This is a genomic window from Pseudomonas sp. B6002 (genome assembly GCF_013385985.1).
GTDB lineage: Bacteria > Pseudomonadota > Gammaproteobacteria > Pseudomonadales > Pseudomonadaceae > Aquipseudomonas.
Genome location: NZ_JACAOY010000006.1, coordinates 123,047 through 143,185 on the forward strand (window position 1 = coordinate 123,047; position 20,139 = coordinate 143,185).

The 20,139-nt window shown below is 60.6% G+C and carries 24 protein-coding genes and 1 tRNA gene; 14 read left to right on the forward strand and 11 right to left on the reverse strand.

Annotated features, from left to right (window positions below):
- Nucleotides 1-35 precede the first annotated feature (35 nt).
- The gene (locus HX792_RS07730; RefSeq protein ID WP_176995508.1) at nucleotides 36-1,025 is read right to left on the reverse strand and encodes a 2-hydroxyacid dehydrogenase; all 990 of its coding nucleotides are present in this window, start codon (nucleotides 1,023-1,025) and stop codon (nucleotides 36-38) included.
- Between the two features lie 153 nt (nucleotides 1,026-1,178).
- Nucleotides 1,179-3,932: a response regulator gene (locus tag HX792_RS07735; protein ID WP_176995509.1), complete on the reverse strand. Its 2,754-nt coding sequence runs from the start codon at nucleotides 3,930-3,932 to the stop codon at nucleotides 1,179-1,181.
- 205 nt (nucleotides 3,933-4,137) lie between these two features.
- On the opposite strand from HX792_RS07735, the gene HX792_RS07740 reads away from it, so the two are divergent.
- Complete coding sequence (locus HX792_RS07740; RefSeq protein ID WP_176995510.1) at nucleotides 4,138-4,866, forward strand: response regulator transcription factor; 729 nt, start codon at nucleotides 4,138-4,140, stop codon at nucleotides 4,864-4,866.
- A complete protein-coding gene (locus HX792_RS07745) occupies nucleotides 4,853-6,223 on the forward strand; it encodes a sensor histidine kinase (RefSeq protein WP_176995511.1) in 1,371 nt (456 codons plus the stop codon). The genes HX792_RS07740 and HX792_RS07745 overlap by 14 nt, the downstream gene beginning before the upstream one ends.
- A 4-nt stretch (nucleotides 6,224-6,227) precedes the next feature.
- On the opposite strand, the gene HX792_RS07750 is transcribed toward HX792_RS07745, so the two are convergent.
- Complete coding sequence (locus HX792_RS07750; protein WP_176995512.1) at nucleotides 6,228-6,743, reverse strand: DUF2062 domain-containing protein; 516 nt, start codon at nucleotides 6,741-6,743, stop codon at nucleotides 6,228-6,230.
- A gap of 135 nt (nucleotides 6,744-6,878) precedes the next feature.
- Here HX792_RS07750 and HX792_RS07755 point away from each other — a divergent pair, with 135 nt between their 5' ends.
- The 8 genes from HX792_RS07755 to murB all read left to right on the forward strand — a co-directional run bounded on the left by HX792_RS07755 (nucleotide 6,879) and on the right by murB (nucleotide 13,734).
- The gene (locus tag HX792_RS07755; RefSeq protein WP_176995513.1) at nucleotides 6,879-9,104 is read left to right on the forward strand and encodes a ComEC/Rec2 family competence protein; all 2,226 of its coding nucleotides are present in this window, start codon (nucleotides 6,879-6,881) and stop codon (nucleotides 9,102-9,104) included.
- Between the two features lie 109 nt (nucleotides 9,105-9,213).
- A complete protein-coding gene (locus tag HX792_RS07760) occupies nucleotides 9,214-9,849 on the forward strand; it encodes a MotA/TolQ/ExbB proton channel family protein (RefSeq protein ID WP_176995514.1) in 636 nt (211 codons plus the stop codon).
- On the forward strand, nucleotides 9,846-10,274 hold the full coding sequence (locus HX792_RS07765; RefSeq protein WP_176995515.1) for a biopolymer transporter ExbD: 429 nt from the start codon (nucleotides 9,846-9,848) through the stop codon (nucleotides 10,272-10,274). The genes HX792_RS07760 and HX792_RS07765 overlap by 4 nt, the downstream gene beginning before the upstream one ends.
- Nucleotides 10,274-11,284 (forward strand): tetraacyldisaccharide 4'-kinase, encoded by a 1,011-nt coding sequence (gene lpxK / locus HX792_RS07770; protein WP_176995516.1) that lies wholly within the window; start codon nucleotides 10,274-10,276, stop codon nucleotides 11,282-11,284. Before HX792_RS07765 ends, lpxK begins: the two co-directional genes overlap by 1 nt.
- Nucleotides 11,285-11,307: 23 nt before the next feature.
- On the forward strand, nucleotides 11,308-11,493 hold the full coding sequence (locus HX792_RS07775; protein ID WP_003174668.1) for a Trm112 family protein: 186 nt from the start codon (nucleotides 11,308-11,310) through the stop codon (nucleotides 11,491-11,493).
- Entirely contained in the window at nucleotides 11,490-12,254 is a 765-nt protein-coding gene (gene kdsB / locus HX792_RS07780; protein WP_176995517.1) for a 3-deoxy-manno-octulosonate cytidylyltransferase, read from the forward strand. Before HX792_RS07775 ends, kdsB begins: the two co-directional genes overlap by 4 nt.
- The gene (locus HX792_RS07785) at nucleotides 12,254-12,718 is read left to right on the forward strand and encodes a low molecular weight protein-tyrosine-phosphatase (RefSeq protein WP_176995518.1); all 465 of its coding nucleotides are present in this window, start codon (nucleotides 12,254-12,256) and stop codon (nucleotides 12,716-12,718) included. The genes kdsB and HX792_RS07785 overlap by 1 nt, the downstream gene beginning before the upstream one ends.
- The gene (murB, locus tag HX792_RS07790) at nucleotides 12,715-13,734 is read left to right on the forward strand and encodes a UDP-N-acetylmuramate dehydrogenase (protein WP_176995519.1); all 1,020 of its coding nucleotides are present in this window, start codon (nucleotides 12,715-12,717) and stop codon (nucleotides 13,732-13,734) included. Before HX792_RS07785 ends, murB begins: the two co-directional genes overlap by 4 nt.
- Before the next feature lie 62 nt (nucleotides 13,735-13,796).
- Here the strand turns inward: murB and HX792_RS07795 are convergent, their stop codons facing one another.
- Nucleotides 13,797-14,468, reverse strand: coding sequence for a Bax inhibitor-1/YccA family protein (locus HX792_RS07795; protein ID WP_176995520.1), 672 nt, complete (start codon nucleotides 14,466-14,468; stop codon nucleotides 13,797-13,799).
- A gap of 152 nt (nucleotides 14,469-14,620) precedes the next feature.
- Here HX792_RS07795 and HX792_RS07800 point away from each other — a divergent pair.
- Nucleotides 14,621-14,711 (forward strand) — tRNA-Ser (locus HX792_RS07800).
- 116 nt (nucleotides 14,712-14,827) lie between these two features.
- Here HX792_RS07800 and HX792_RS07805 read toward each other — a convergent pair.
- From HX792_RS07805 to HX792_RS07830, 6 genes are all read right to left on the reverse strand, one after another.
- Nucleotides 14,828-15,877: a tyrosine-type recombinase/integrase gene (locus HX792_RS07805; RefSeq protein WP_176995521.1), complete on the reverse strand. Its 1,050-nt coding sequence runs from the start codon at nucleotides 15,875-15,877 to the stop codon at nucleotides 14,828-14,830.
- Between the two features lies 1 nt (nucleotide 15,878).
- Nucleotides 15,879-16,124 carry a DUF4224 domain-containing protein gene (locus tag HX792_RS07810; RefSeq protein ID WP_176995522.1) on the reverse strand — a complete coding sequence of 82 codons (246 nt, stop codon included), beginning with the start codon at nucleotides 16,122-16,124 and terminating at the stop codon, nucleotides 15,879-15,881.
- Between the two features lie 121 nt (nucleotides 16,125-16,245).
- The gene (locus HX792_RS07815) at nucleotides 16,246-16,425 is read right to left on the reverse strand and encodes a hypothetical protein (RefSeq protein WP_176995523.1); all 180 of its coding nucleotides are present in this window, start codon (nucleotides 16,423-16,425) and stop codon (nucleotides 16,246-16,248) included.
- Nucleotides 16,426-16,474: 49 nt separating this feature from the next.
- A complete protein-coding gene (locus tag HX792_RS07820) occupies nucleotides 16,475-16,741 on the reverse strand; it encodes a hypothetical protein (protein WP_176995524.1) in 267 nt (88 codons plus the stop codon).
- Nucleotides 16,738-17,322 (reverse strand): hypothetical protein, encoded by a 585-nt coding sequence (locus HX792_RS07825; protein ID WP_176995525.1) that lies wholly within the window; start codon nucleotides 17,320-17,322, stop codon nucleotides 16,738-16,740. The genes HX792_RS07820 and HX792_RS07825 overlap by 4 nt, the downstream gene beginning before the upstream one ends.
- 285 nt (nucleotides 17,323-17,607) lie before the next feature.
- Nucleotides 17,608-17,922, reverse strand: a complete 315-nt coding sequence (locus HX792_RS07830; protein WP_176995526.1) for a DUF4406 domain-containing protein — start codon at nucleotides 17,920-17,922, stop codon at nucleotides 17,608-17,610.
- Between the two features lie 57 nt (nucleotides 17,923-17,979).
- On the opposite strand from HX792_RS07830, the gene HX792_RS07835 reads away from it, so the two are divergent.
- Together HX792_RS07835 and HX792_RS07840 are read left to right on the forward strand one after the other, a co-directional pair.
- A complete protein-coding gene (locus HX792_RS07835; protein ID WP_176995527.1) occupies nucleotides 17,980-18,540 on the forward strand; it encodes a hypothetical protein in 561 nt (186 codons plus the stop codon).
- Entirely contained in the window at nucleotides 18,537-18,896 is a 360-nt protein-coding gene (locus HX792_RS07840) for a hypothetical protein (protein ID WP_176995528.1), read from the forward strand. Before HX792_RS07835 ends, HX792_RS07840 begins: the two co-directional genes overlap by 4 nt.
- 9 nt (nucleotides 18,897-18,905) lie before the next feature.
- Here HX792_RS07840 and HX792_RS07845 read toward each other — a convergent pair whose 3' ends face one another.
- Nucleotides 18,906-19,775, reverse strand: coding sequence for a hypothetical protein (locus HX792_RS07845; RefSeq protein WP_176995529.1), 870 nt, complete (start codon nucleotides 19,773-19,775; stop codon nucleotides 18,906-18,908).
- Between the two features lie 98 nt (nucleotides 19,776-19,873).
- Between HX792_RS07845 and HX792_RS07850 the strand changes: the two genes are divergently transcribed.
- Nucleotides 19,874-20,128 (forward strand): hypothetical protein, encoded by a 255-nt coding sequence (locus tag HX792_RS07850; protein WP_176995530.1) that lies wholly within the window; start codon nucleotides 19,874-19,876, stop codon nucleotides 20,126-20,128.
- Nucleotides 20,129-20,139: the final 11 nt, after the last annotated feature.

Genomic DNA, 20,139 nt, shown 5'->3' on the forward strand with positions numbered 1-20,139 from the left:
GCCCGCCCATCATGAGCCTGGTATGTGACCGCTGATCATCCGTGCACGACGTTCTGCGGCTGGCCATTGGCCCATGCGCTGATGTTGGCCAGTGTGGTGCCGGCGATGGCGGCCAGGGCCTCGCGGGTGAGAAACGCCTGGTGGGCGGTGATGATCACGTTGGGGAAGGTCAGCAGGCGCGCCAGTACGTCATCTTGCAGGGGCAGGTCGGAGCGGTCCTCGAAGAACAGCTGCGCCTCTTCCTCGTACACGTCCAGCCCCAGGTAGCCGAGTTGGCCGTCTTTCAGCGCTTCGATCAGCGCCGGAGTGTCCACCAGGCCGCCACGACCGGTGTTGATCAGCATCGCGCCCGGCTGCATGTGCGCCAGGGAGCTGGCATTGATCAGGTGTTTGCTCTCGGCGGTCAGCGGGCAGTGCAGGCTGATGATCTGCGCCTCGGCCAGCAGCTCGGGCAGGCTCACATAGCGGGCGCCCAGGGCCTGGACCTGTGGATTGGGGAAGGGGTCGTAGGCAAGCAACTGGCAGCCGAAACCGGCCATGATTTTGGCAAACGTGGCGCCGATCTGCCCGGTGCCGACCACGCCGACGGTCTTGCCGACCAGGTCGAACCCGGTCAGGCCGTGCAGGCTGAAGTCGCCGTCGCGGGTACGGTTATAGGCGCGGTGCAGGCGTCGGTTGAGGGCCAGGATCAGCGCGACGGCGTGCTCGGCGACCGCATGGGGCGAGTAGGCGGGTACACGCACGACGGTCAGGCCCAGGCGTTTGGCGACGGCCAGGTCGACATGGTTGTAACCGGCCGAACGCAAGGCGATCAGGCGCGTGCCGCCCTTGGCCAACTGCTCCAGCACCGGCGCACTGAGGTCATCGTTGATGAAGGCGCAGACCACTTCGTGTTTTTCGGCCAGGGCCACGGTGTCGAGGTTGAGCCGGGCGGGCTGGAATTGCAGCTCAACGCCCGCAGGCAATGGCTCGCCAAGAAAGCTGTCGCGGTCGTAGGCTTGGCTGCTGAAAAGAATAACGCGCATCAAAAGGCTCCCCGCACTCACACAATAAACACATAACCCTGTGGGAGCGGGCTTGCCCGCGATAGCGATGTATCTGTTGCAGCATCGTTAACTGATACACCGCCATCGGGGGCAAGCCCCCTCCCACCTAAGGCAGATCCCATTAGGCGCAGGTCAGGCGCTGACCCGCGCCTCACTGGCCAGTCGGGCAATCGCCATGTCCAACTCGTCCAGCGCTGCCATGGCCTTGGCGTCGTCCTGCTTGAGCAGGGTTTCGGCACGCTGGCAGGCGGCGCGCAGTTGCGGCACGCCGCAGTAACGGGTGGCGCCGTGCAGGCGGTGGACGCGTTCGATCAGCGCATTGTTGTCGTTGGCTTCACGGGCAACGGTGATGGCCAGGCGGTCGGCTTCCAGGGAGGCCAACAGCATGGCGAGCATATCAGCGGCCAAGTCGGACTTGTTGGCGGCCAGGCGCAGGCCTTCTTCGTGGTCGAGCACCAGCAATTGCAGGCCAGGGCCCAAGCCGTCGTTCGAACGCTCCGGCCCTTGGTTGCGCAGGGCCAGGCCGGTCCACTTCAGCACCACCTGGGCCAATTGCCGCTCACTGATGGGCTTGGTCAGGTAGTCGTCCATGCCGCTTTGCAGCAGGGCACGTTTTTCGTTGGCCATGGCATGGGCGGTGAGGGCCACCACCGGCAGCGGCGTGCCATGGCGTTCGCTCTCCCACTGGCGAATCGCCTCGGTGCTCTGGCGGCCGTCCATGCCGGGCATCTGCACGTCCATCAGCACCAAGTCGAAGGTTTCCTGTTTGACCGCGTCGATGGCCGCGTAACCGCTTTCCACCGCCTGGACCTTGGCCCCCATGTCTTCGAGCAAGGTTTGCACCAGCAGCAGGTTGGCCGGGTTGTCGTCCACGCACAATACCCGCGGTGCGCGGCTCGACAGCGGTTCGCCCGGTTCGCTGCGCGCAGGGCGCGGGCTGATCAGGTCGGCCAGGGCGCGGCGCAGCTTTCGCGTACAGGCCGGCTTGGCCTGCAATTGGCTGTTGGGGTTGGGCACCGACTGGTTGAACAGCATCTGCTCGGTGGTCGGGCACAGCACCAGCACCTTGCAGCCCAAGTGTTCGAGGTCCCACAGATGCTGGTTGAGGCGCTCGGGCGGGATGTCATTGGCGGTCACGCCCAGCACAGCCAGGTCAATGGCCTGCTCGGTTTGATGGGCGCTGGTGATGCCGTTGGTCAGGCTTTCCAGGGTGTTGAACGGGGTGACTTCCAGGCCGCAGTCTTCCAGTTGGTGCTGCAAGGCCTGGCGCGCCAGTTCGTGGTTTTCCAGCACCGCCACGCGCCGGCCGAGCAACGGCGGGGAGGGCAGGTCGTCAACGTCGTCGCGGGTCTTGGGCAGGCTCAGGCTGATCCAGAATTCCGAGCCTTCGCCCGGTGTGCTGTCCACGCCGATTTCGCCGCCCATCTGCTCGATCAATCGCTTGGAAATGACTAGCCCCAAGCCCGTACCGCCCGGTTGGCGCGACAGCGAGTTGTCGGCCTGGCTGAACGCCTGGAACAGTGCGCGCACGTCCTGGTTGGACAGGCCGATGCCGGTGTCCTGCACGCTGATGCGCAGCTGTACGCTGTCTTCCTGTTCGTCTTCGATCATCGCCCGGGCAACGATGGTGCCTTCGCGGGTGAACTTGATCGCGTTGCTGATCAGGTTGGTGAGGATCTGCTTGAGTCGCAGCGGGTCGCCCACCAGCGCCAGCGGCGTGTCGCGGTACACCAGGCTGACCAGTTCGAGCTGCTTGGCATGGGCGGCGGGGGCGAGGATGGTCAGGGTGTCTTGCAGCAGGTCGCGCAAGTTGAACGGCACACTGTCGAGCACCAGTTTGCCGGCTTCGATCTTCGAGAAGTCGAGGATTTCATTGATGATGCCCAGCAGGTTGTCGGCGGACTTTTCGATGGTGCCCAGGTAATCGAGCTGGCGTGGCGACAGTTCGCTTTTTTGCAGCAGGTGGGTAAAACCGAGGATGCCATTGAGCGGGGTGCGGATCTCATGGCTCATGTTGGCCAGGAACTCCGACTTGATGCGGCTGGCCTCCAGGGCCTCCTTGCGCGCCAGGTCCAGCTCGATGTTCTGGATTTCGATGGTTTCCAGGTTCTGGCGCACGTCTTCGGTGGCCTGGTCGATGCTGTGCTGCAGTTCTTCCTGGGCATTTTGCAGGGTTTCGGCCATGCGGTTGATGCCCGAGGCCAGTTGGTCGAGTTCCTGGCTGCCCAGCGGTGGCAGGCGGGTTTCCAGGTTGCCGTCCTTTAACTGTGCAACGGCTTGCTTGATCTGGCCGATGGGCGAATTGATGGTGCGGCTGATCCGCAGCGCCAGGGCGGCCGTGCAGATCAAGCCGATGGCAATCAACAGCAGGCTGGCGAACAGGCTGCGATAGCCGCGCAGCAGCATGCCGTTGTGGGACAGTTCTACTTCGACCCAGCCCAGCAAACGGTCGGCTTCGTCGGGAATCAAGTCGCCCGCCAGGTTTCGATGGCGGCCAAATACTGGCAGCAGGTAGCGCGTGGCGTCGTTGCCGGTGCGCTGCAACAGGTGCGAGCTGTTGCCGACGGGCGGCTGGTTGAGCATGGTCGGGCCCGCGTGGGCCAGGGGCGAGCGGTCGGGGCTGAGGAACGATACGGCGCGTACGTCCGGCTGTTCCAGGGATTGGGTGGCGATGCGCTCCAGCAGGTCGGTGTTGCGGGCACTCAGGGCCGGTGCCACCAGCGGCGCCAACTGTTCGGCGATCATTTCACCGCGCTGCAGCAACTGGGTCTGCAACTCCGAGAGCTGCATCCAGGTGAAATAGCCGCCCAACAACAGGGCCATCAGGCTGGTCGGTAATAAGGTCAGCAACAGTACGCGGCCTTTTATCCCCATTCTTCTAAGCACGCCACTCTCCTGCTACCACAGTGTTTTCGATTATCCGCGCAGGCATCCGGCCCGCACCACCTGCGCAGTGTAGCCATTTGCGCGGGCTGGAATCTCGCAAATTATTGACGGGTGGCAATCTTCGGGCCATTCGGTGCCCGGTGGCGATTGCCTGTGACGGTTTAATCTTGAATAATCGGCCATTGAGAATGAATTGCAGACGCTAATGAATCCCGCAGCAGTTGGCCTACCCAGTATCCTGACCATCGAAGATGACCCTGTGCTGGGCGCCTATGTCCACGAGCACCTGGGGCGCTGTGGCTTTCAGGTGACCTGGTGCCAGAATGGCCAGCAAGGCCTGCAGATGGCCCGCGACCAGGCGTTTGATGTGGTGTTGATGGATATCCTGCTGCCGGGGCTCGATGGGTTGTCGATCCTCACCCACCTGCGCCAGAGCCACGCGATCCCGGTGATCCTGATGTCGGCCCTGGGTGCCGAGGCGGATCGCATCAGCGGTTTTCGCCTGGGGGCGGATGACTACCTGCCCAAGCCGTTCAGCATGATCGAGCTGCGGGTGCGCATCGAGGCCATCCTGCGTCGCGTGGCGCTGGATCGTCGCCCGTTGCCGACACCCTTGGCGCCGCGAGATGACGCACGCTCCCTGCGTTTTGACGACGAGCTGTGCGACATTTTCTATCAGGAGCACTGGGCCGGTTTGACCCGCAGCGAGTACCGCCTGCTGGAAACCCTGCACCGCAGTGCGGACGAGGTGCTCAGCAAAGCCTTCCTTTATCAGCATGTGTTGCAACGCGGTTATGCCCCCCATGACCGCAGCCTCGACATGCACATCAGCCAGATCCGCCGCAAGCTCAAGGCCATCGGCTACAGCGAGCGCGAGGTGCGCACGGTGTGGGGCAAGGGCTATGTGCTGAGCGGTCACGATGAAGGGCTTTGAACGCGCGCTGAAACAGCTGCCCGGCAAGCACTCGTTATTCTGGAAGCTGGCCTGCCTGTTGATTGCCTTCTGCTTGCTGATGATCTGGCTCAGTTGGTCTTGGGGCCGCTACATGGAAGAGCAGAACGCCTACCTGGCCGACGAGTCGCGCGAGATCCTCAAGGGCTATGCCGCCGGCGCCGAACTGGCGTGGAACACCCAAGGCAATGCCGGTGTGGATGCCTGGCTGCACGTCATGGCCCAGCGTGAATCGACCTGGATCGGCGTGATTGGCAACGACCTACAATCCCTCAGCAGTGCGCCCTTGAGTGACAAGGAAAGCCAGCGGCTGACCTTCCTGCGGGGGCTGGAGTGGCCGGTGAGCCGGCACGTCAAAGGCCTGCCGTGGGTGAAAATCCCGTTCCCGATGGACCCCGGAGCCGGCTCTTTGGTCATCGAATTGCCCAAGCGTTTTATGCCAGGGCGCTACCAATTGTTCTGGCGAGTGGTCACCAATGGCGTGATCCCGGGCCTGTTTACCTTGTTGCTGTGCATTGGCCTTTACCGGCTGCTGATCATGCCCCTCAATCAGTTGCGCGAGCAGGCTAACGCCTGGCGTGCCGATCAACTCAATACCCGGATGTCCCGCGAGGCCATCAGCCGCCAGGATGAACTGGGCGAGCTGGGTCGGGCGTTTGACCATATGTCCGAGCGCTTGCAGGGCACCGTGGTGCTGCAACAACAGTTGCTGCGCGACATGTCCCATGAATTGCGCACCCCCTTGAGTCGCCTGAGGGTGGCCTGTGACAGTGAGCAGGACCTGACGCAGCTGCGCGAGCGGCTGGGGCGTGAGGTGGACGCGATGCAGCGCCTGGTGGAAGACAGCCTGCAACTGGCGTGGCTGGACAGTGACAGGGCGCCGCTGCCTAACGAGGATATTCAGTTGCAGGCGTTGTGGGACATGTTGCGCGAAAACGCCTGTTACGAGAGTGACTGGCCGGCGTCGCGCATGCCTTGCCTGTTGCCGGCCGATTGCTGGGTGCGCGGCAACCTGAATGCACTGGCCCAGGCCCTGGAAAACGTGTTGCGCAATGCCATCCGCCATTCTCCCGCCCACGGTCTGGTGAAACTGGACGGGTGCCGTGAGGGTGACTACTGGCACCTGTGGCTGGAGGATCAGGGCGGGGGTATCGCAGAGCAGGACCTGGAGCGAATTTTTGCGCCCTTTACCCGCCTGGAAGGTTCACGGCCTGGCGACGGTGGGTTCGGCCTGGGCTTGAGCATCGCGCGCAACGCCGTGCAGCGCCAGGATGGTCGCTTGTGGGCGGAAAATACCGGGAAGGGCCTGCGGGTACACCTGCGCTTGCTGGCTCGTTGAGGTTTCAGGCGCGACGCTGTTTGCGCTTTTTCCACTGGTGGGCAACCCACCAGCGCCAATAGATCATGGTCAGGCAATAGGCCAACGCTCCCAGCACCAACCCCAGTACCACGGAACCCAGCAGGAAAGGCTGCCAGAGGGTGCTCAGTTGGCTGCTGATCCACTCCCAGGTGAGGTTGTCGGGCAGGCTGCGTGGCGGCACATTCATCAGCCAGGCGCCGGTGAGGTAGGTGCAGATAAACACCAACGGCATGGTGATCGGGTTGGTCAGCCAGACCAGGCTGACGGCAATCGGCATGTTGGCGCGTACGACAATCGACAGCACGGCCGCCAGCAGCATCTGCAAGGGAATCGGGATGAACGCCGCGAACAGGCCCACGGCCATGGCCCGGGCCACGGAGTGTCGATTCAGGTGCCAGAGGTTGGGGTCATGCAGCAACGTGCCGAGAAACTGTAATGACTTGTGTTCCCTGATACTGCTGGGATCGGGCATGTACCGTTTGAATAAGCGCCGGGGCATAAGGGGTCCAGGTCAGTTCGAGGGGCAAGTATGCCCGCATTCTATAAACAGAAAATTCAGACTTTGTGACAAAACATCATAGGTCGCCCTGAGGGCCCGGCTAAGACTGATTGGAACTTTTGAAAAGGAAGCTCCATGAGAACCGGGATGTTCGCCCTCGCGCTTGGCTTGCTGGCCTTGCGATTTCTACCGGCACTGCCCCCGACTGCAGGCTTGCTGGCCATGCCCGTGCTGGCCTTGATGCTGCTGCCGTTTCGCACCTACCCGCTGGCATTCTTCCTGTTGGGGTTGAGCTGGGCGTGCATCAGCGCGCAGTGGGCATTGGATGGTCGTCTCAAGCCCGCGCTGGACGGGCAGACACGTTGGGTGGAGGGGCGTGTGGTCGGGTTGCCGCAACAGACGGCCACCGGGGTGCGTTTCGAACTGGCCGACAATCGGTCGCGCAACGCTCGATTGCCCAAGCGTATCCGGGTGTCCTGGCATGGTGGCCCGCCGGTTAAAAGCGGCGAGCGGTGGCGCTTGGCAATTAAGCTCAAGCGGCCCACGGGATTGCTCAACTTTCACGGTTTTGATTACGAGGCCTGGCTGCTGGCCCAGCGCATCGGTGCCACCGGCTCGGTCAAGGACGGCGAACGCCTGGCGCCAGCGCGTAATGCCTGGCGCGATTCGCTGCGTCAACGACTGATGGCGGTGGACGCCCAAGGTCGTGAAGCGGGCCTGGCGGCGCTGGTGCTGGGGGACGGTTCCGGGCTCAAGGCCGAAGACTGGCGGGTACTGCAAGACACCGGCACGGTGCATCTGCTGGTGATTTCCGGTCAGCATATCGGCTTGTTGGCGGGTTTGATCTATGGCCTGGTCGCCGGCCTGGCGCGTTATGGCGCCTGGCCGCGAACAGTGCCGTGGCTGCCTTGGGCCTGTGGCCTGGCGTTTGCCGCGGCGCTGGGTTATGGCTTGCTGGCGGGGTTTGGCGTGCCGGTACAGCGGGCGTGCGTAATGGTGGGCCTGGTCTTGCTGTGGCGTTTGCGCTTCCGGCATCTGGGGATCTGGTGGCCGCTGTTGCTGGCATTCGACAGCGTGCTGCTGCTTGAACCGCTGGCGAGCTTGCAGCCGGGGTTCTGGTTGTCGTTTGCGGCGGTTGCGGTGTTGGCCCTGAGCTTCGGCGGGCGTTTGGGGCGTTGGAGTGTCTGGCAACTGTGGACCCGCCCGCAATGGTTGATTGCCATCGGTCTGTTTCCCTTGCTGCTGGTGCTTGGGCTGCCCATCAGCCTCAGTGCCCCCGTGGCCAATTTATTCGCCGTGCCGTGGATCAGCCTGGTGGTGTTGCCGTTGGCGCTTCTGGGAACGGCCTTGTTGGCCGTGCCGTGGGCGGGGGAAGGGCTACTTTGGTTGGCAGGCGGGGCGTTGGATGGGCTGTTTCGCGGGTTGGCCTTGCCCGCCGGGCACGTGCCGGCCTGGGTGCCGCCCGAAGTGCCTTTGGGCTATTGGCTGGTAAGCGTGGCAGGTGCTGTGTTGCTGTTGTTGCCCAAGGGTGTTCCGTTTCGGCTGCTCGGGTGGCCGATGCTGATGCTGGCAGTATTTCCACCGAGAACACTGGTCCCCCACGGTCAAGTGGACGTGGTGCAACTGGATGTCGGACAGGGGCAGGCGTTGATCTTGCGCACGCGCAATCACAGCATGATTTACGACACGGGGCCCCGGGCGGGGGATTCCGATCTGGGCGCCCGTGTGGTGCTGCCTTCGCTGAAAAAATTTGGGGTAGGGCGGTTGGACCTGATGCTGATTAGCCATGCCGATGCCGATCATGCCGGGGGCGCGGCAGCGGTTGCGCGAGGGCTGCCCGTCCAGCGAGTGGTGGGCGGGGAGACCACAGGGTTACCGGCGTTTCTCCATACGCAACCCTGTATCAGCGGTGAGCAATGGACATGGGATGGGGTGTCGTTCGAGTTATGGCAGTGGCCCGACGCGATTTCTGGCAATGCCAAGTCCTGCGTATTGTTGATCGAGGCCAATGGCGAGCGTCTGTTGCTCACGGGGGATATCGATCGCGCTGCTGAGCGGGTCTTGCTTGGCTCACCCTTGGCGGCGCCTGTCGATTGGTTACAGGCGCCGCACCATGGTAGCCACAGCTCTTCCTCCTGGCCTTTCGTGCAACGGCTGGCTCCCAAGTCAGTGTTGATTTCACGGGGCCGTGGCAATGCGTTCGGCCATCCTCACGCCCAAGTCATCGAACGTTACCGGGCGCTGGGCAGCCAGCTCTATGACAGTGCGGAACAGGGCGCGGTGCGCCTGCAATTGGGCGCTTTCCAGCCACCGGTTGTTGCGCGCAGTCAACGTCGCTTCTGGCGCGAACCCTTACCCTAGTGGTGCATTGCCCAAGGCCAGGCCCCGCGACGGGCGGGCCTGCGGCCGACAAACCCAGCCAGCGAACCTATATGGTAAAGTGGCGCACTTTTTCGAGGGGACATTCACTGTGTGGGAATTGGTCAAATCCGGCGGCTGGATGATGTTGCCGATCATCTTGAGCTCCATCGCCGCACTCGGCATCGTCGCCGAACGCCTGTGGACCCTGCGCGCCAGTCGCGTCACCCCTGAGCATTTGCTGGGGCAGGTCTGGGCCTGGATCAAGAACAAGCAGCTGGACAAGGACAAACTCAAGGAACTGCGCGCCAATTCGCCCCTGGGGGAAATCCTCGCCGCGGGCCTGGCCAACTCCAAGCACGGTCGCGAGATCATGAAAGAGTGCATCGAAGAGGCCGCCGCCCGGGTCATCCATGAGCTGGAGCGCTACATCAATGCGCTCGGCACCATTGCGGCCATGGCGCCGTTGCTCGGCTTGCTGGGCACGGTGCTGGGCATGATCGACATCTTCAGTTCGTTCATGGGCTCGGGCATGACCACCAACGCGGCGGTGCTCGCCGGTGGTATCTCCAAGGCGCTGATCACGACGGCTGCGGGCCTGATGGTGGGTATCCCGTCGGTGTTCTTCCACCGCTTCCTGCAGCGACGCATCGATGAACTGGTGGTGGGCATGGAGCAAGAAGCCATCAAGCTGGTTGAAGTGGTGCAGGGCGACCGTGATGTGGACCTGGTCGAGGGCAAAGCGTGAAATTTCGCCGCAAGCAACGGGAAAACGTTGATATCAACCTCGCGTCGCTGATCGACGTGGTGTTTATCCTGCTGCTGTTCTTTGTCGTCACCACCACCTTTACCCGGCAAACCGAACTGCGGGTCGATCTGCCGGAAGCGGTGAGCGGCTCGCCGGCCGAGGACCAGGAGGTCAAGCAACTGGACATCGCGATCAGCGCCGACGGTGTGTATTCGGTCAATAACCACCTGCTGGAGAAGAATGACCTCGCCAGCCTGATGGACGCCTTGCAGAAAGAATCCGGCGGCGATACCAAGATGCCGCTGTCGATCAGTGCCGACGGCAAGACCCAGCATCAAGCAGTGATCACGGCAATGGACGCGGCCGGCAAGCTCGGCTTCAGCCATTTGCGTATGACCACCGTCGAGGCGGCGAGCCAACCCTGATGGCCATGTCCGATCGTTTGCTAAAAGCCTGGTACGAAGGTCATCCGGCGCTCACGCTGCTGCGGCCGCTGGAATCCCTCTATCGCCACGTGGTGCAGCGCAAGCGTGCGCGCTTCCTGGCGGGCGAGGGGTCGATCTACCAGTCGCCGGTGCCGGTGGTGGTGGTGGGTAATATCACCGTGGGCGGCACCGGCAAGACGCCGCTGATCCTGTGGTTGATCGAACACTGCCAGCGCAGCGGTTTGCGCGTGGGTGTGGTCAGCCGGGGTTATGGCGCCAAGCCGCCGCACTTGCCGTGGCGGGTTGAGGCCAGCCACAGCGCCGAGGTGGCGGGCGACGAGCCTTTGTTGATCGTGCAGCGCAGCGGCGTGCCGCTGATGATCGACCCCGACCGCAGCCGCGCCGTCCGTGCGCTGCTGGCCAGTGAACCCCTGGACCTGATTCTCTCCGACGATGGCCTGCAGCACTACCGCTTGGCTCGCGACCTTGAACTGGTGCTGATCGACGCCGCCCGTGGCCTGGGCAACCGCCGCTGCCTGCCGGCCGGGCCGCTGCGCGAACCGGTGGAGCGCCTGCAAAGCGTCGATGCGCTGCTCTACAACGGCGCCGGCGCCGACCGTGATGATGGTTTTGCCTTTCGCCTGGTGCCCACGGCATTGATCAATGTCAAAACCGGCGAGCGCCAGCCAGTCGATCACTTTCCGGCCGGCCAGCAGGTGCACGCGGTGGCGGGCATCGGCAACCCGCAACGTTTCTTCAATACCCTTGAAACGCTACACTGGCGGCCGATACCCCATGCGTTCGCCGACCACGCGGCGTATAGCGCCGAGGTCTTGAATTTTTCACCGTCATTGCCGCTGGTCATGACCGAAAAGGACGCGGTGAAGTGCCGCGCCTTTGCCAGGCCCGACTGGTGGTACCTTGCAGTGGATGCGCTGCCGTCGCCGGCGTTTGTCGCCTGGTTCGACACGCAGCTGATGCGCCTGCTGCCCGCCCGTCTTTTGCCTTAAACGCTTCTTTCCAGGAAACACTCATGGACACCAAACTGCTCGACATCCTCGCTTGCCCGATCTGCAAAGGCCCGCTCAAGCTCAGCGCCGATAAAACCGAGCTGATCAGCAAAGGCGCCGGCCTGGCGTACCCGATCCGTGATGGCATCCCGGTCATGCTGGAAAGCGAGGCCCGTACCCTGACCACCGATGAGCGTCTGGATAAATGACCACCGCCTTTACCGTTGTCATTCCGTCTCGCTTTGCCTCCACCCGTTTGCCGGGCAAGCCGCTGCAATTGATCGGCAGCAAGCCGATGATCCAGTTGGTGTGGGAACAGGCCTGCAAAAGCAGCGCTGAACGCGTGGTGGTGGCTACCGATGACCCGCGCATCATCGAGGCCTGCAAAAGTTTTGGTGCCGAAGCCGTGCTGACCCGCGAAGACCACAATTCCGGTACCGACCGCCTGGCCGAAGTGGCCACGCAACTGGGCCTGGCGCCGGATGCGATCGTGGTCAACGTGCAAGGCGATGAGCCGTTGATTCCGCCAAGCGTGATCGACCAGGTGGCCGCCAACCTGGCTGCCCATGGCGAAGCACGCATGGCGACCCTGGCCGAACCCATCGAAGACATCGACACCCTGTTCAACCCGAACGTGGTGAAAGTGGTCAGCGACATCAACGGCCTGGCGCTGACCTTCAGCCGCTCGACGCTGCCGTGGGCACGCGATGCGTTCGCCAGGAACCGCGACGTGCTGCCCGAAGGCGTGCCGTATCGTCGCCACATCGGTATCTACGCCTATCGCGCCGGTTTCCTGCATGACTTCGTCAGCTGGGGCCCGTGCTGGCTGGAAAACACCGAGTCTTTGGAACAACTGCGTGCCCTGTGGCATGGCGTGCGTATCCACGTGGGCGATGCACTGGAAGCGCCGCCCGCCGGTGTCGACACCCCGGAAGACCTAGAGCGCGTCCGTCGCCTGCTGGGGGCCTGATGGAAGTTTTGTTTGTCTGCCTGGGCAATATCTGCCGCTCCCCGACAGCCGAAGGCGTGCTGCGCCACAAATTGCGCGAGGCGGGTTTGGCAGGGCAGGTCGACGTGGCGTCGGCTGGCACCGGTGACTGGCACGTCGGCAACCCACCGGACCAGCGCAGCCAGCGTGCGGCGCTGGTGCGCGGTTATGACTTGTCGGCCCAGCGCGCGCAGCAGGTATCCCGCGCGGACTTTGCGCGGTATGACTTGATCCTGGCGATGGACAACAGCAACCTGCGCAACCTCAAGGCATTGCAGCCGGGGCAGGGCAAGGCCGAGCTGGATCTGTTCCTGCGTCGCTATGAAGGTGAAGTGGATGAAGTGCCAGACCCTTACTACGAAGGTGAGCAAGGGTTTGAGCGGGTCCTGGACTTGATCGAACAGGCCTGTGATTCATTGGTCATCGAATTGAAGGGGCGGTTATGACCTTGCAGGTGCGGGCGCAGGTGTCGCTCAAACCGTTCAACAGCTTTGGCATCGATGTGCGTGCGCAATTGTTCGCCGAAGCCCGCAGCGACGCCGACGTGCGTGAAGCCCTGGCCTACGCGGCTGCACAAGCGCTGCCCTTGCTGGTGATCGGTGGCGGCAGCAACCTGCTGCTGACCCAGGATATCCCGGCGTTGGTGCTGCGCATGGCCAGCGAGGGAATCCGCGTGCTGCACGACGACGGTATCCATGCGGTCGTCGAGGCAGAAGCGGGCGAGGCTTGGCATCCGTTTGTGCTGTGGACCCTGGAACATGGTTTTTGCGGCCTGGAAAACCTCAGCCTGATTCCCGGCACTGTGGGCGCTGCACCGATGCAGAACATTGGCGCCTACGGTGTGGAGATCAAGGACGTATTCGCCGGGCTGACCGCACTGGATCGCCAGACGGGTGAGCTGCGCGACTTCAGTCTGCAAGAGTGCAGGTTTGCCTATCGCGACAGCCTGTTCAAGCATGAGGTCGGGCGCTGGTTGATCCTGCGGGTGCGTTTTGCGCTGAGTCGCGCCAGCCACCTCAAGCTTGACTACGGCCCGGTGCAGCAGCGCCTGGCGGGGCAGGGGATCACCGACGCGACGCCGAGTGATGTCAGCCGTGCCATCTGCAGCATCCGCCGGGAAAAACTGCCGGACCCGGCCGAGCTGGGCAATGCGGGGAGCTTCTTCAAGAACCCGCTGGTGTCCCAGGTGCTGGCTGCCGAGCTGCAAGGCCTGTATCCCGACCTGGTGGCGTACCCACAGGCGGATGGGCAGATGAAGCTTGCGGCCGGCTGGCTGATCGACAAGGCCGGCTGGAAGGGCTTTCGCGAGGGTGATGCCGGCGTGCATAAGATGCAGGCGCTGGTGCTGGTCAACTACGGCACGGCCACCGGGCATGACATTGCCAACCTGGCCCAGCGTATCCAGCGGGATATCGCTGAGCGCTTCAAGGTCGAGCTGGAAATGGAGCCTAACCAGTACTGACCGTTCGGCCACAAAAAAGCCCCGCATCTCTCGATGCGGGGCTTTTTTTATGTCGCTAGCAATCAGTCATCACGGCCCATGATGCCGAAGATCTGCAACAGGCTGATGAACAGGTTGTAGATCGATACATACAGGCTGATGGTCGCCATGATGTAGTTACGTTCACCGCCGTGGATGATGGCGCTGGTCTGGAACAGGATGCACACGGAGGAGAACAGCACGAAACCGGCGCTGATCGCCAACTGCAGGCCGCTGATCTGGAAGAACATGCTGGCTACGACGGCCGCCAGCAACACGAAGAAACCCGCAGTGATGAAGCCACCCAGGAAGCTCATGTCCTTGCGGCTGATCAGCACGTAGGCCGACAGACCACCAAACACCAGAGCGGTCATGGCGAACGCCGAGCTGACCACTTCCGCGCCGCCGGCCATGCCGAGGTAGCGGTTGAGGATCGGGCCGAGGATGAAGCCCATGAAACCGGTCAGGGCAAACGCCGACACCAGGCCCCAGGCCGAGTCACGCAGCTTGTTGGTCAGGAAGAACAGACCATAGAAGCCGATCAACACGACAAAGATATTCGGGTAGCCAACGCGCATCTGCTGCGCCACATACGCCATCACGCCGCTGAATGCGAGGGTAAGGGCGAGCAAGCCGTACGTATTGCGCAACACGCGGCTGACTTCAAGCTGCTCAGCCTGCGCGTTACCATTCACTGCGTAATTCTGTTCGCGCATGGCGACACTCCTTCAGTTTTGAAACGTTCAGTCGCAAAGATCATAACAGACGCTCTGTAACAAGCTATGGCGAGAGTTTGACAGTGTGTTTCATTCGGGTATTATGGCGCCCGCTGAGACGGGATAGGCTACTATAATCCTGTGATGCACAAGGGAAATTGGCAGAGTGGTTGAATGCACCGGTCTTGAAAACCGGCGGACGTTAATAGCGTCTCCAGGGTTCGAATCCCTGGTTTCCCGCCAAATTAAACGATAAGGCCTCGATTAGTCGGGGCTTTTTCGTATCTGGGGTTTGAGAAGGTTTCTGCTGCTTTTGGCAGGGGTTCCGAAACTTTCGGGTAGGAGTTCCGAAACTTTGTCTATTTGGAGGGTTTCGCGGTTGCCCCAATCCTCCTGTAAACCCTCTTTGTGATCTCCTGTTTGCTGTGTCCCAGCAGCAGGCTTGCATCGCCGATATCGATGATTTCCGAGGCGGCCTTCGGCCGGATGTCGCGGAACTGAAACCCTCCAATTTTGGCCGCTAGCAGCGGGTCGCCTTGTTCGATGGCGTTCTGCTGAGCTTTTTCACGCGCCTTGTCCCAGCGCAAGCGCAACATCCCCTTCGTCATCCGCTTTCCATGCTTGTTGATCAACAGGTATTTGGACGGGTGCCCGGCATTTCTTTCGCCAATTTCCCTGACTAGCCTCCCCAAGCTGTTCTCCCCTGCATCCGTACGCATCAGGATTCTGAGCTTCTGCCCGGTCTTGCCCTGCGTTACCAGGAAGTAATCACCTTCGGTATCGTCGCTGCGCATGATCAACACGTCAGCAGGCCGCTGCCCGGTCAAATAGCCCAGGTCCATGGCTTCCTTCAGTTCTTGTTCGGCAACGGCGTAGACGGCATTCCAGACAGCCGCATTGGCGTAATAGTCGCGCGGCGCCTCCTTGTTCTTCCTTATGCCCTGGCATGGGTTCTCCCGCTCGGTCAGGCCCCATTCCCTGGCCATGTTGAAAACGTGGGAGAGAAGGGCGATCTCACGGTTGGCACGAACCTTTGCTGAGCGGGCATCACGGTAGCCGGCAATGTTGAAAGGCGTAATTGAATCGATGGGTGCCTCATCAAAGGTTGGACGAAGCTGTTTCAGTTCGGACATGTTGTCCTTCTGTGTCCGCTCCCCCTTTTTTGGGATGACGTCACGCACATACCGGTCGAAGATCCCCTTCATCAATGTCAGGTCCGCCGGTTTGTCTTTGGCCTCCAGTTCTGCCCATTTCAATCGAGCTTTGCTCAGGTCCGTACCCAGCGGGATCTCTTTACCGGCAGAGTCCCGATAGTAGTAGCCGATCCAGACCTTCCCGTTTTTCCTTGGGCGCTTGCGCCGCACCATTCCAGGCGGCAAGTCCCTATTTTCCGTGTTCCGGGGGCGCATATCAGTTCACTCTGGAGAAGTCGGGCGTCCAAGCCGGACGGGCCGGCGGCGGCGGGTTTGGATCTGCGATCGCGGCATTGACCATGCCGAGCTTCATGCGGGCGAACATCCGGCCCACCAGCGGCCGGCCGCCACGGCTCTCGATGTATACCCAGTTTCTGTCTTTCAACCATTTGCGCTGATGAGCGCGCTGCTTGTAGCCGGTAATCTCGGCGAGCTCTTCGTCCGAGAGGATCTCTGTGTGCATAACTACCTCCCGCCGTCCGTACTGTGCGGCGCTTTTTTGATGATCTGCATTTGGTGTCCTTGCCGCACGGGGCAGCAGAAGTTCGCCCGCCGCTCAGCGGCAGGCATGTTGGGGATTGGGGTTAGGGGTAGTTCTTGCTGATGCGCTGTGCGATATCTTCGAGTTCCCCGGCTATTTCAAACATTTGGTTGTTGTCGCGACCGGAAACAACGGGGGATCGGTGCACGTTTCGGCCGCTCAAGATTTTGGCGGCCATCAGGATCAGCCAGGCCTCTACCTTGCGGCGGAAGAAACGCTTCATGGCCTGGGCCCCTCGTAGATAAACACGAAGGCGAACCAGAGGGTGGCGATCATGGCTTGGCCTCCGCTCGAGATTTTTGCAGCTGCTGGATTCGGTAGTCTTCGGCGGTGCGCGAGCAGCTGCCGCCCTGGCAGCCGTGCTCATGACAATCTGTCTTGTTGCAGATGGCGCGCATGCCGGTTCCGCCGCAGGAACTGCAGCTGTCGCCGGTATGAGTCGGACACCGATACACTTCGCCCGGCGCACCAAATTTCTGCTTGCGAATAGGCAGCATGCCGGTCTCGGCGTCTGGTGCGTGTTGCGGGGTGGCGATCATGGCGTCACCCGTTCAGCCACGACTTCATCAATGAGAGATTGCGGGAGCCGTGCGGCGAACTTGCCCTCCGTCCACGAAAGGGGCTCGGACTGGCGGATCATTTCGTTCAGCAGCTCGAATGCAGCGACAAGTTGCTGGTCACGGATCTCGCCGTCCTCTGGTAGATCGTCACTGAATACGTCCGACGGATCGATCTCGCGGGGCATGTTTGGCTCGCAGATGCAGAGCTGTAGGTCGGCCAGGTCGATATCGCTGTCGACGAGGAAGTCACGCAGGCTGTCTTCGTCAAAGAAATACTGGTCACCATCGAATATAACCAACGGTTCGCCGGACCAATCCTTGACGGGCATCGCTGCGAACTTCGCTTGGAGGCTTTCCTGGTGACACTGCTGGCAGTAGCTCCGAATCTCGTGGATCGGATGATCCGGATTCTTCTCGCATTGGCGATGGGTGGCGCCACACCAGCGCGCCATATGCTCATCTTTGCCCCAGAAGCGGCCATCAGCGCCTACCCAGCCTGTGACGGTTTGGATGCTGGCAGCTTGTGGGGATTCGTACATCACGACTTTTTCTTCAGGCATGACTTCGTCCTTGCCGCTATAGCGGCTGACTTTGAAGGGGGGAGAGGTTTATTTAAAATCGGCCTAGACGAGACCGTGGGATGTGCTAGAAATGACATGTCACGCATGCATTTCAGATATTCGTTGTTGGGGTGCTGCGCGGCAGACGCTCTATTACTCCGTTGGAGCGGGCTCTTCTGCTGTGGGCATTGATCGGTAGGCTGTCGCATTTAGCCGCGAGTTAAACAACTCCCTTCCTCTGGGCTACTAACTCAACGCCTTGGCCTGCCGGTCACCTCTTCTGATTCAGCCCGCAGCCTCCCTCGTTACCAAGTCATCTGCATTCACAACCGTCATGCCGAGGCGTTCGGCGATCAGGACTTCCAGACGGGCACCCTTTGAATGCTCCCAGCCGGGCAGGGTGGCCACGGTGTTGCACTCCATCAGGGCCACGATGTCGCGGCGCATGCAGTCGTTCCAGGTGCCGCCATCGGGGTTGATCTCGGCGGGGTTGGTGACGGTGTGGCCGTCGGCGCGCAGGTTGGTGGTCATGGCGTGGAAGGCGGCGAAGTTGAGGTCGGGCAGGCCGGTCATGGGGCCGCTCAGGTAAATCCGTTTCACGGGGAGTCCTTGCCGGGCCATGCCCGGGCGGTGGCGGTAAAGGGGGGGACTGATGATATGATCGCTCAATGGATTGGGAGTCGATCGATGGGATACAAAGCAGCATTTTACGGTGCGGTAGGGCTTTTGATTGTCGCGGTAGCTGTTGCCTGGAATTTAGAAGTTTGGAGTAGCAAGCCGTTTTGGGATGAGGCGAATAAGTACGGACTGTTTTTTACGATTTTTGGTACTTTGTTTACAGTGGTGACTTTTTTTTACGTCGGAATGTTTGGTGAAAAACTAAAGCGGCGACATAGAATTCCAGAAACTCATAAAGACTTGCAGCAACTCCTGCTTGAAATTCGGCAATCTCTGAAGGACTGGAAGGGACGCGAGAATGACATCATTGACTTGCTATATCAGGTGCAAGGCCATTTAGAAAATGTAAGCCAGAAACTAGATGGAGTCGAAAAAAGCTCGGCCAAACAGTTGGTTTCGTCCATTGCCAGGGAAGGTGTTTTTTATATTGGTAGGCGAAAATTGACTGAAGAGGTTAGTTGGGATATCCAGCGAAAGCTTCAGAGGTTTGTCACTCAGCTTGGCGCTAAACATCAGGATAACGAGGTGGAAAGACTATGAATGACTCCAGATTTTCGAATATGGTTGCGAGGCTGATCGAAGAAACCGCCCGCGGGCGTATGACTTGGCGATTGTGCGATGCACCAAGAAATATTTTTATCGGCACAGAAGATGTGATCGGCTTGTATTTTGAAGGCGTATTTAAGGGCACTAAATTTTCAATCTATGAGCTGCGGTATAAGCATTTTACAGATGAGGAGATTTATTATTGGAGCTCCACAAATGTGTTGGCTGTAGTAGATAATGATGACAGGGTTCTATGGACGCAGAATAACTATCGAGAAATTAACGAACTCTATGATGATGTTCGTAGAAAGGCTAGCGGTGTAGATAGGCTTCTGGATTATTTTAGATAGGTTATTAGCTTAATCACCGCAGAAACATTCAATGTCCTCGGAGAGATAATCAAAATCGAAGTCGGTCTGCCGAGATCGCTGCTCGGCAGACCAGCCAAGAGTCTTGTAATCGGCGCGATCTTGACGGAATACCTGGCCAAAGCGTTCTTCGGTGCCCGACCACCAGATCACCCGGGAGGGGTCTTCGATGATGGTCTTGATCAGCTTCCCTTCGTTTTTCTTCCAGCACAGGTCGCAGTTGCCGAAGTCTGAATTCATGCCCAGATCGAAAGGCTGGGCATTCCAGAACTCTGATACGTCCTCCTTCGTGACGCCGGCGGTGTAAGAGGGGCAAAGGTTGTCCCAGCGGGTGCCGCCGCGTTCGTTGGCGGCCATCATGCGGTGATAGCGCTTAGGCTCGTCGTAGCGGATGCCGACAACGCAATCCCATTCGTCATAGCCCAGGGCGCGCATGTGCTTCTCGCCGATTTTCACCTTTAAATAAGCGGTGCACATGTTGTTCGAGAAGTTCGGCAACACCGGCGGTAGGTTCTTCACATCTTTCCGGTATGCCGCGTAATACTCGAGCATCGTCGTGAATGGCTCGCCGTTGCGGCTGGCGGTCTCAAAGTCCACCAGCTTGTACCAAGGCGCGTCATCCGGCTGACCGTACACACGGCACCACTCCATCCACACTATGCTCACGTCCCAGCGCTTGGCAATCCGGTCGATGAACACCAGTGTTTCCTCGCGTTCCTTGCCAGTGTTCTGGAAGAACAGGTGCACATCAGACGGCAAGGTTCCGCCGTGGGCCTCGAGGATTTTGTAGACCATGTGCCCGCTGGTGCGGCCACCACTGATTCCGATCTGGGCCGGGCCAGTGATCAGGTAAGGATTCATAATTGCTCCAGACAGCCGAAAACCTAGCCGGCTGGCGTGATTCGTTGATATGGGGTATTACGGGTGACCGGCATGGAGCCGGATCAAGGAGGAAATCTATGGTTAAGGTTGTTGAAGTTGTGCTCGAGCTTGAGGCTACGGACTTTATGAATGGAGCCAAAGCAACGCGCGGGAGAGTAGTTCGGGAGCATGGCAGCGCAAAACTGACGTGCCAGGTTGAAGACCGGATTAAGGGTTTGAAAGAGCCGGTCGGAGATTTTTCGCATGTTGATGAGGCAAGAGCGGCATTGCTCAAGTATTGGGATGCGTGCGATGCGGAACTCGGAGCTGGGTCTAGCTGGCAGAACAAGTAATCGATATCCGA

Coding starts and splice junctions, on each gene's coding strand:
- lpxK (WP_176995516.1), top strand. CDS start 10,274: ATGGCCATGTCCGATCGTTTGCTAAAAGCCTGGTACGAAGGTCATCCG.
- HX792_RS07730 (WP_176995508.1), bottom strand. CDS start 1,025: ATGCGCGTTATTCTTTTCAGCAGCCAAGCCTACGACCGCGACAGCTTT.
- HX792_RS07815 (WP_176995523.1), bottom strand. CDS start 16,425: ATGAAGCGTTTCTTCCGCCGCAAGGTAGAGGCCTGGCTGATCCTGATG.
- HX792_RS07795 (WP_176995520.1), bottom strand. CDS start 14,468: ATGCGCGAACAGAATTACGCAGTGAATGGTAACGCGCAGGCTGAGCAG.
- HX792_RS07825 (WP_176995525.1), bottom strand. CDS start 17,322: ATGCCTGAAGAAAAAGTCGTGATGTACGAATCCCCACAAGCTGCCAGC.
- HX792_RS07740 (WP_176995510.1), top strand. CDS start 4,138: ATGAATCCCGCAGCAGTTGGCCTACCCAGTATCCTGACCATCGAAGAT.
- HX792_RS07835 (WP_176995527.1), top strand. CDS start 17,980: ATGATCGCTCAATGGATTGGGAGTCGATCGATGGGATACAAAGCAGCA.
- HX792_RS07840 (WP_176995528.1), top strand. CDS start 18,537: ATGAATGACTCCAGATTTTCGAATATGGTTGCGAGGCTGATCGAAGAA.
- HX792_RS07845 (WP_176995529.1), bottom strand. CDS start 19,775: ATGAATCCTTACCTGATCACTGGCCCGGCCCAGATCGGAATCAGTGGT.
- kdsB (WP_176995517.1), top strand. CDS start 11,490: ATGACCACCGCCTTTACCGTTGTCATTCCGTCTCGCTTTGCCTCCACC.
- HX792_RS07820 (WP_176995524.1), bottom strand. CDS start 16,741: ATGATCGCCACCCCGCAACACGCACCAGACGCCGAGACCGGCATGCTG.
- HX792_RS07850 (WP_176995530.1), top strand. CDS start 19,874: ATGGTTAAGGTTGTTGAAGTTGTGCTCGAGCTTGAGGCTACGGACTTT.
- murB (WP_176995519.1), top strand. CDS start 12,715: ATGACCTTGCAGGTGCGGGCGCAGGTGTCGCTCAAACCGTTCAACAGC.
- HX792_RS07805 (WP_176995521.1), bottom strand. CDS start 15,877: ATGCGCCCCCGGAACACGGAAAATAGGGACTTGCCGCCTGGAATGGTG.
- HX792_RS07745 (WP_176995511.1), top strand. CDS start 4,853: ATGAAGGGCTTTGAACGCGCGCTGAAACAGCTGCCCGGCAAGCACTCG.
- HX792_RS07750 (WP_176995512.1), bottom strand. CDS start 6,743: ATGCCCCGGCGCTTATTCAAACGGTACATGCCCGATCCCAGCAGTATC.
- HX792_RS07755 (WP_176995513.1), top strand. CDS start 6,879: ATGAGAACCGGGATGTTCGCCCTCGCGCTTGGCTTGCTGGCCTTGCGA.
- HX792_RS07810 (WP_176995522.1), bottom strand. CDS start 16,124: ATGCACACAGAGATCCTCTCGGACGAAGAGCTCGCCGAGATTACCGGC.
- HX792_RS07775 (WP_003174668.1), top strand. CDS start 11,308: ATGGACACCAAACTGCTCGACATCCTCGCTTGCCCGATCTGCAAAGGC.
- HX792_RS07785 (WP_176995518.1), top strand. CDS start 12,254: ATGGAAGTTTTGTTTGTCTGCCTGGGCAATATCTGCCGCTCCCCGACA.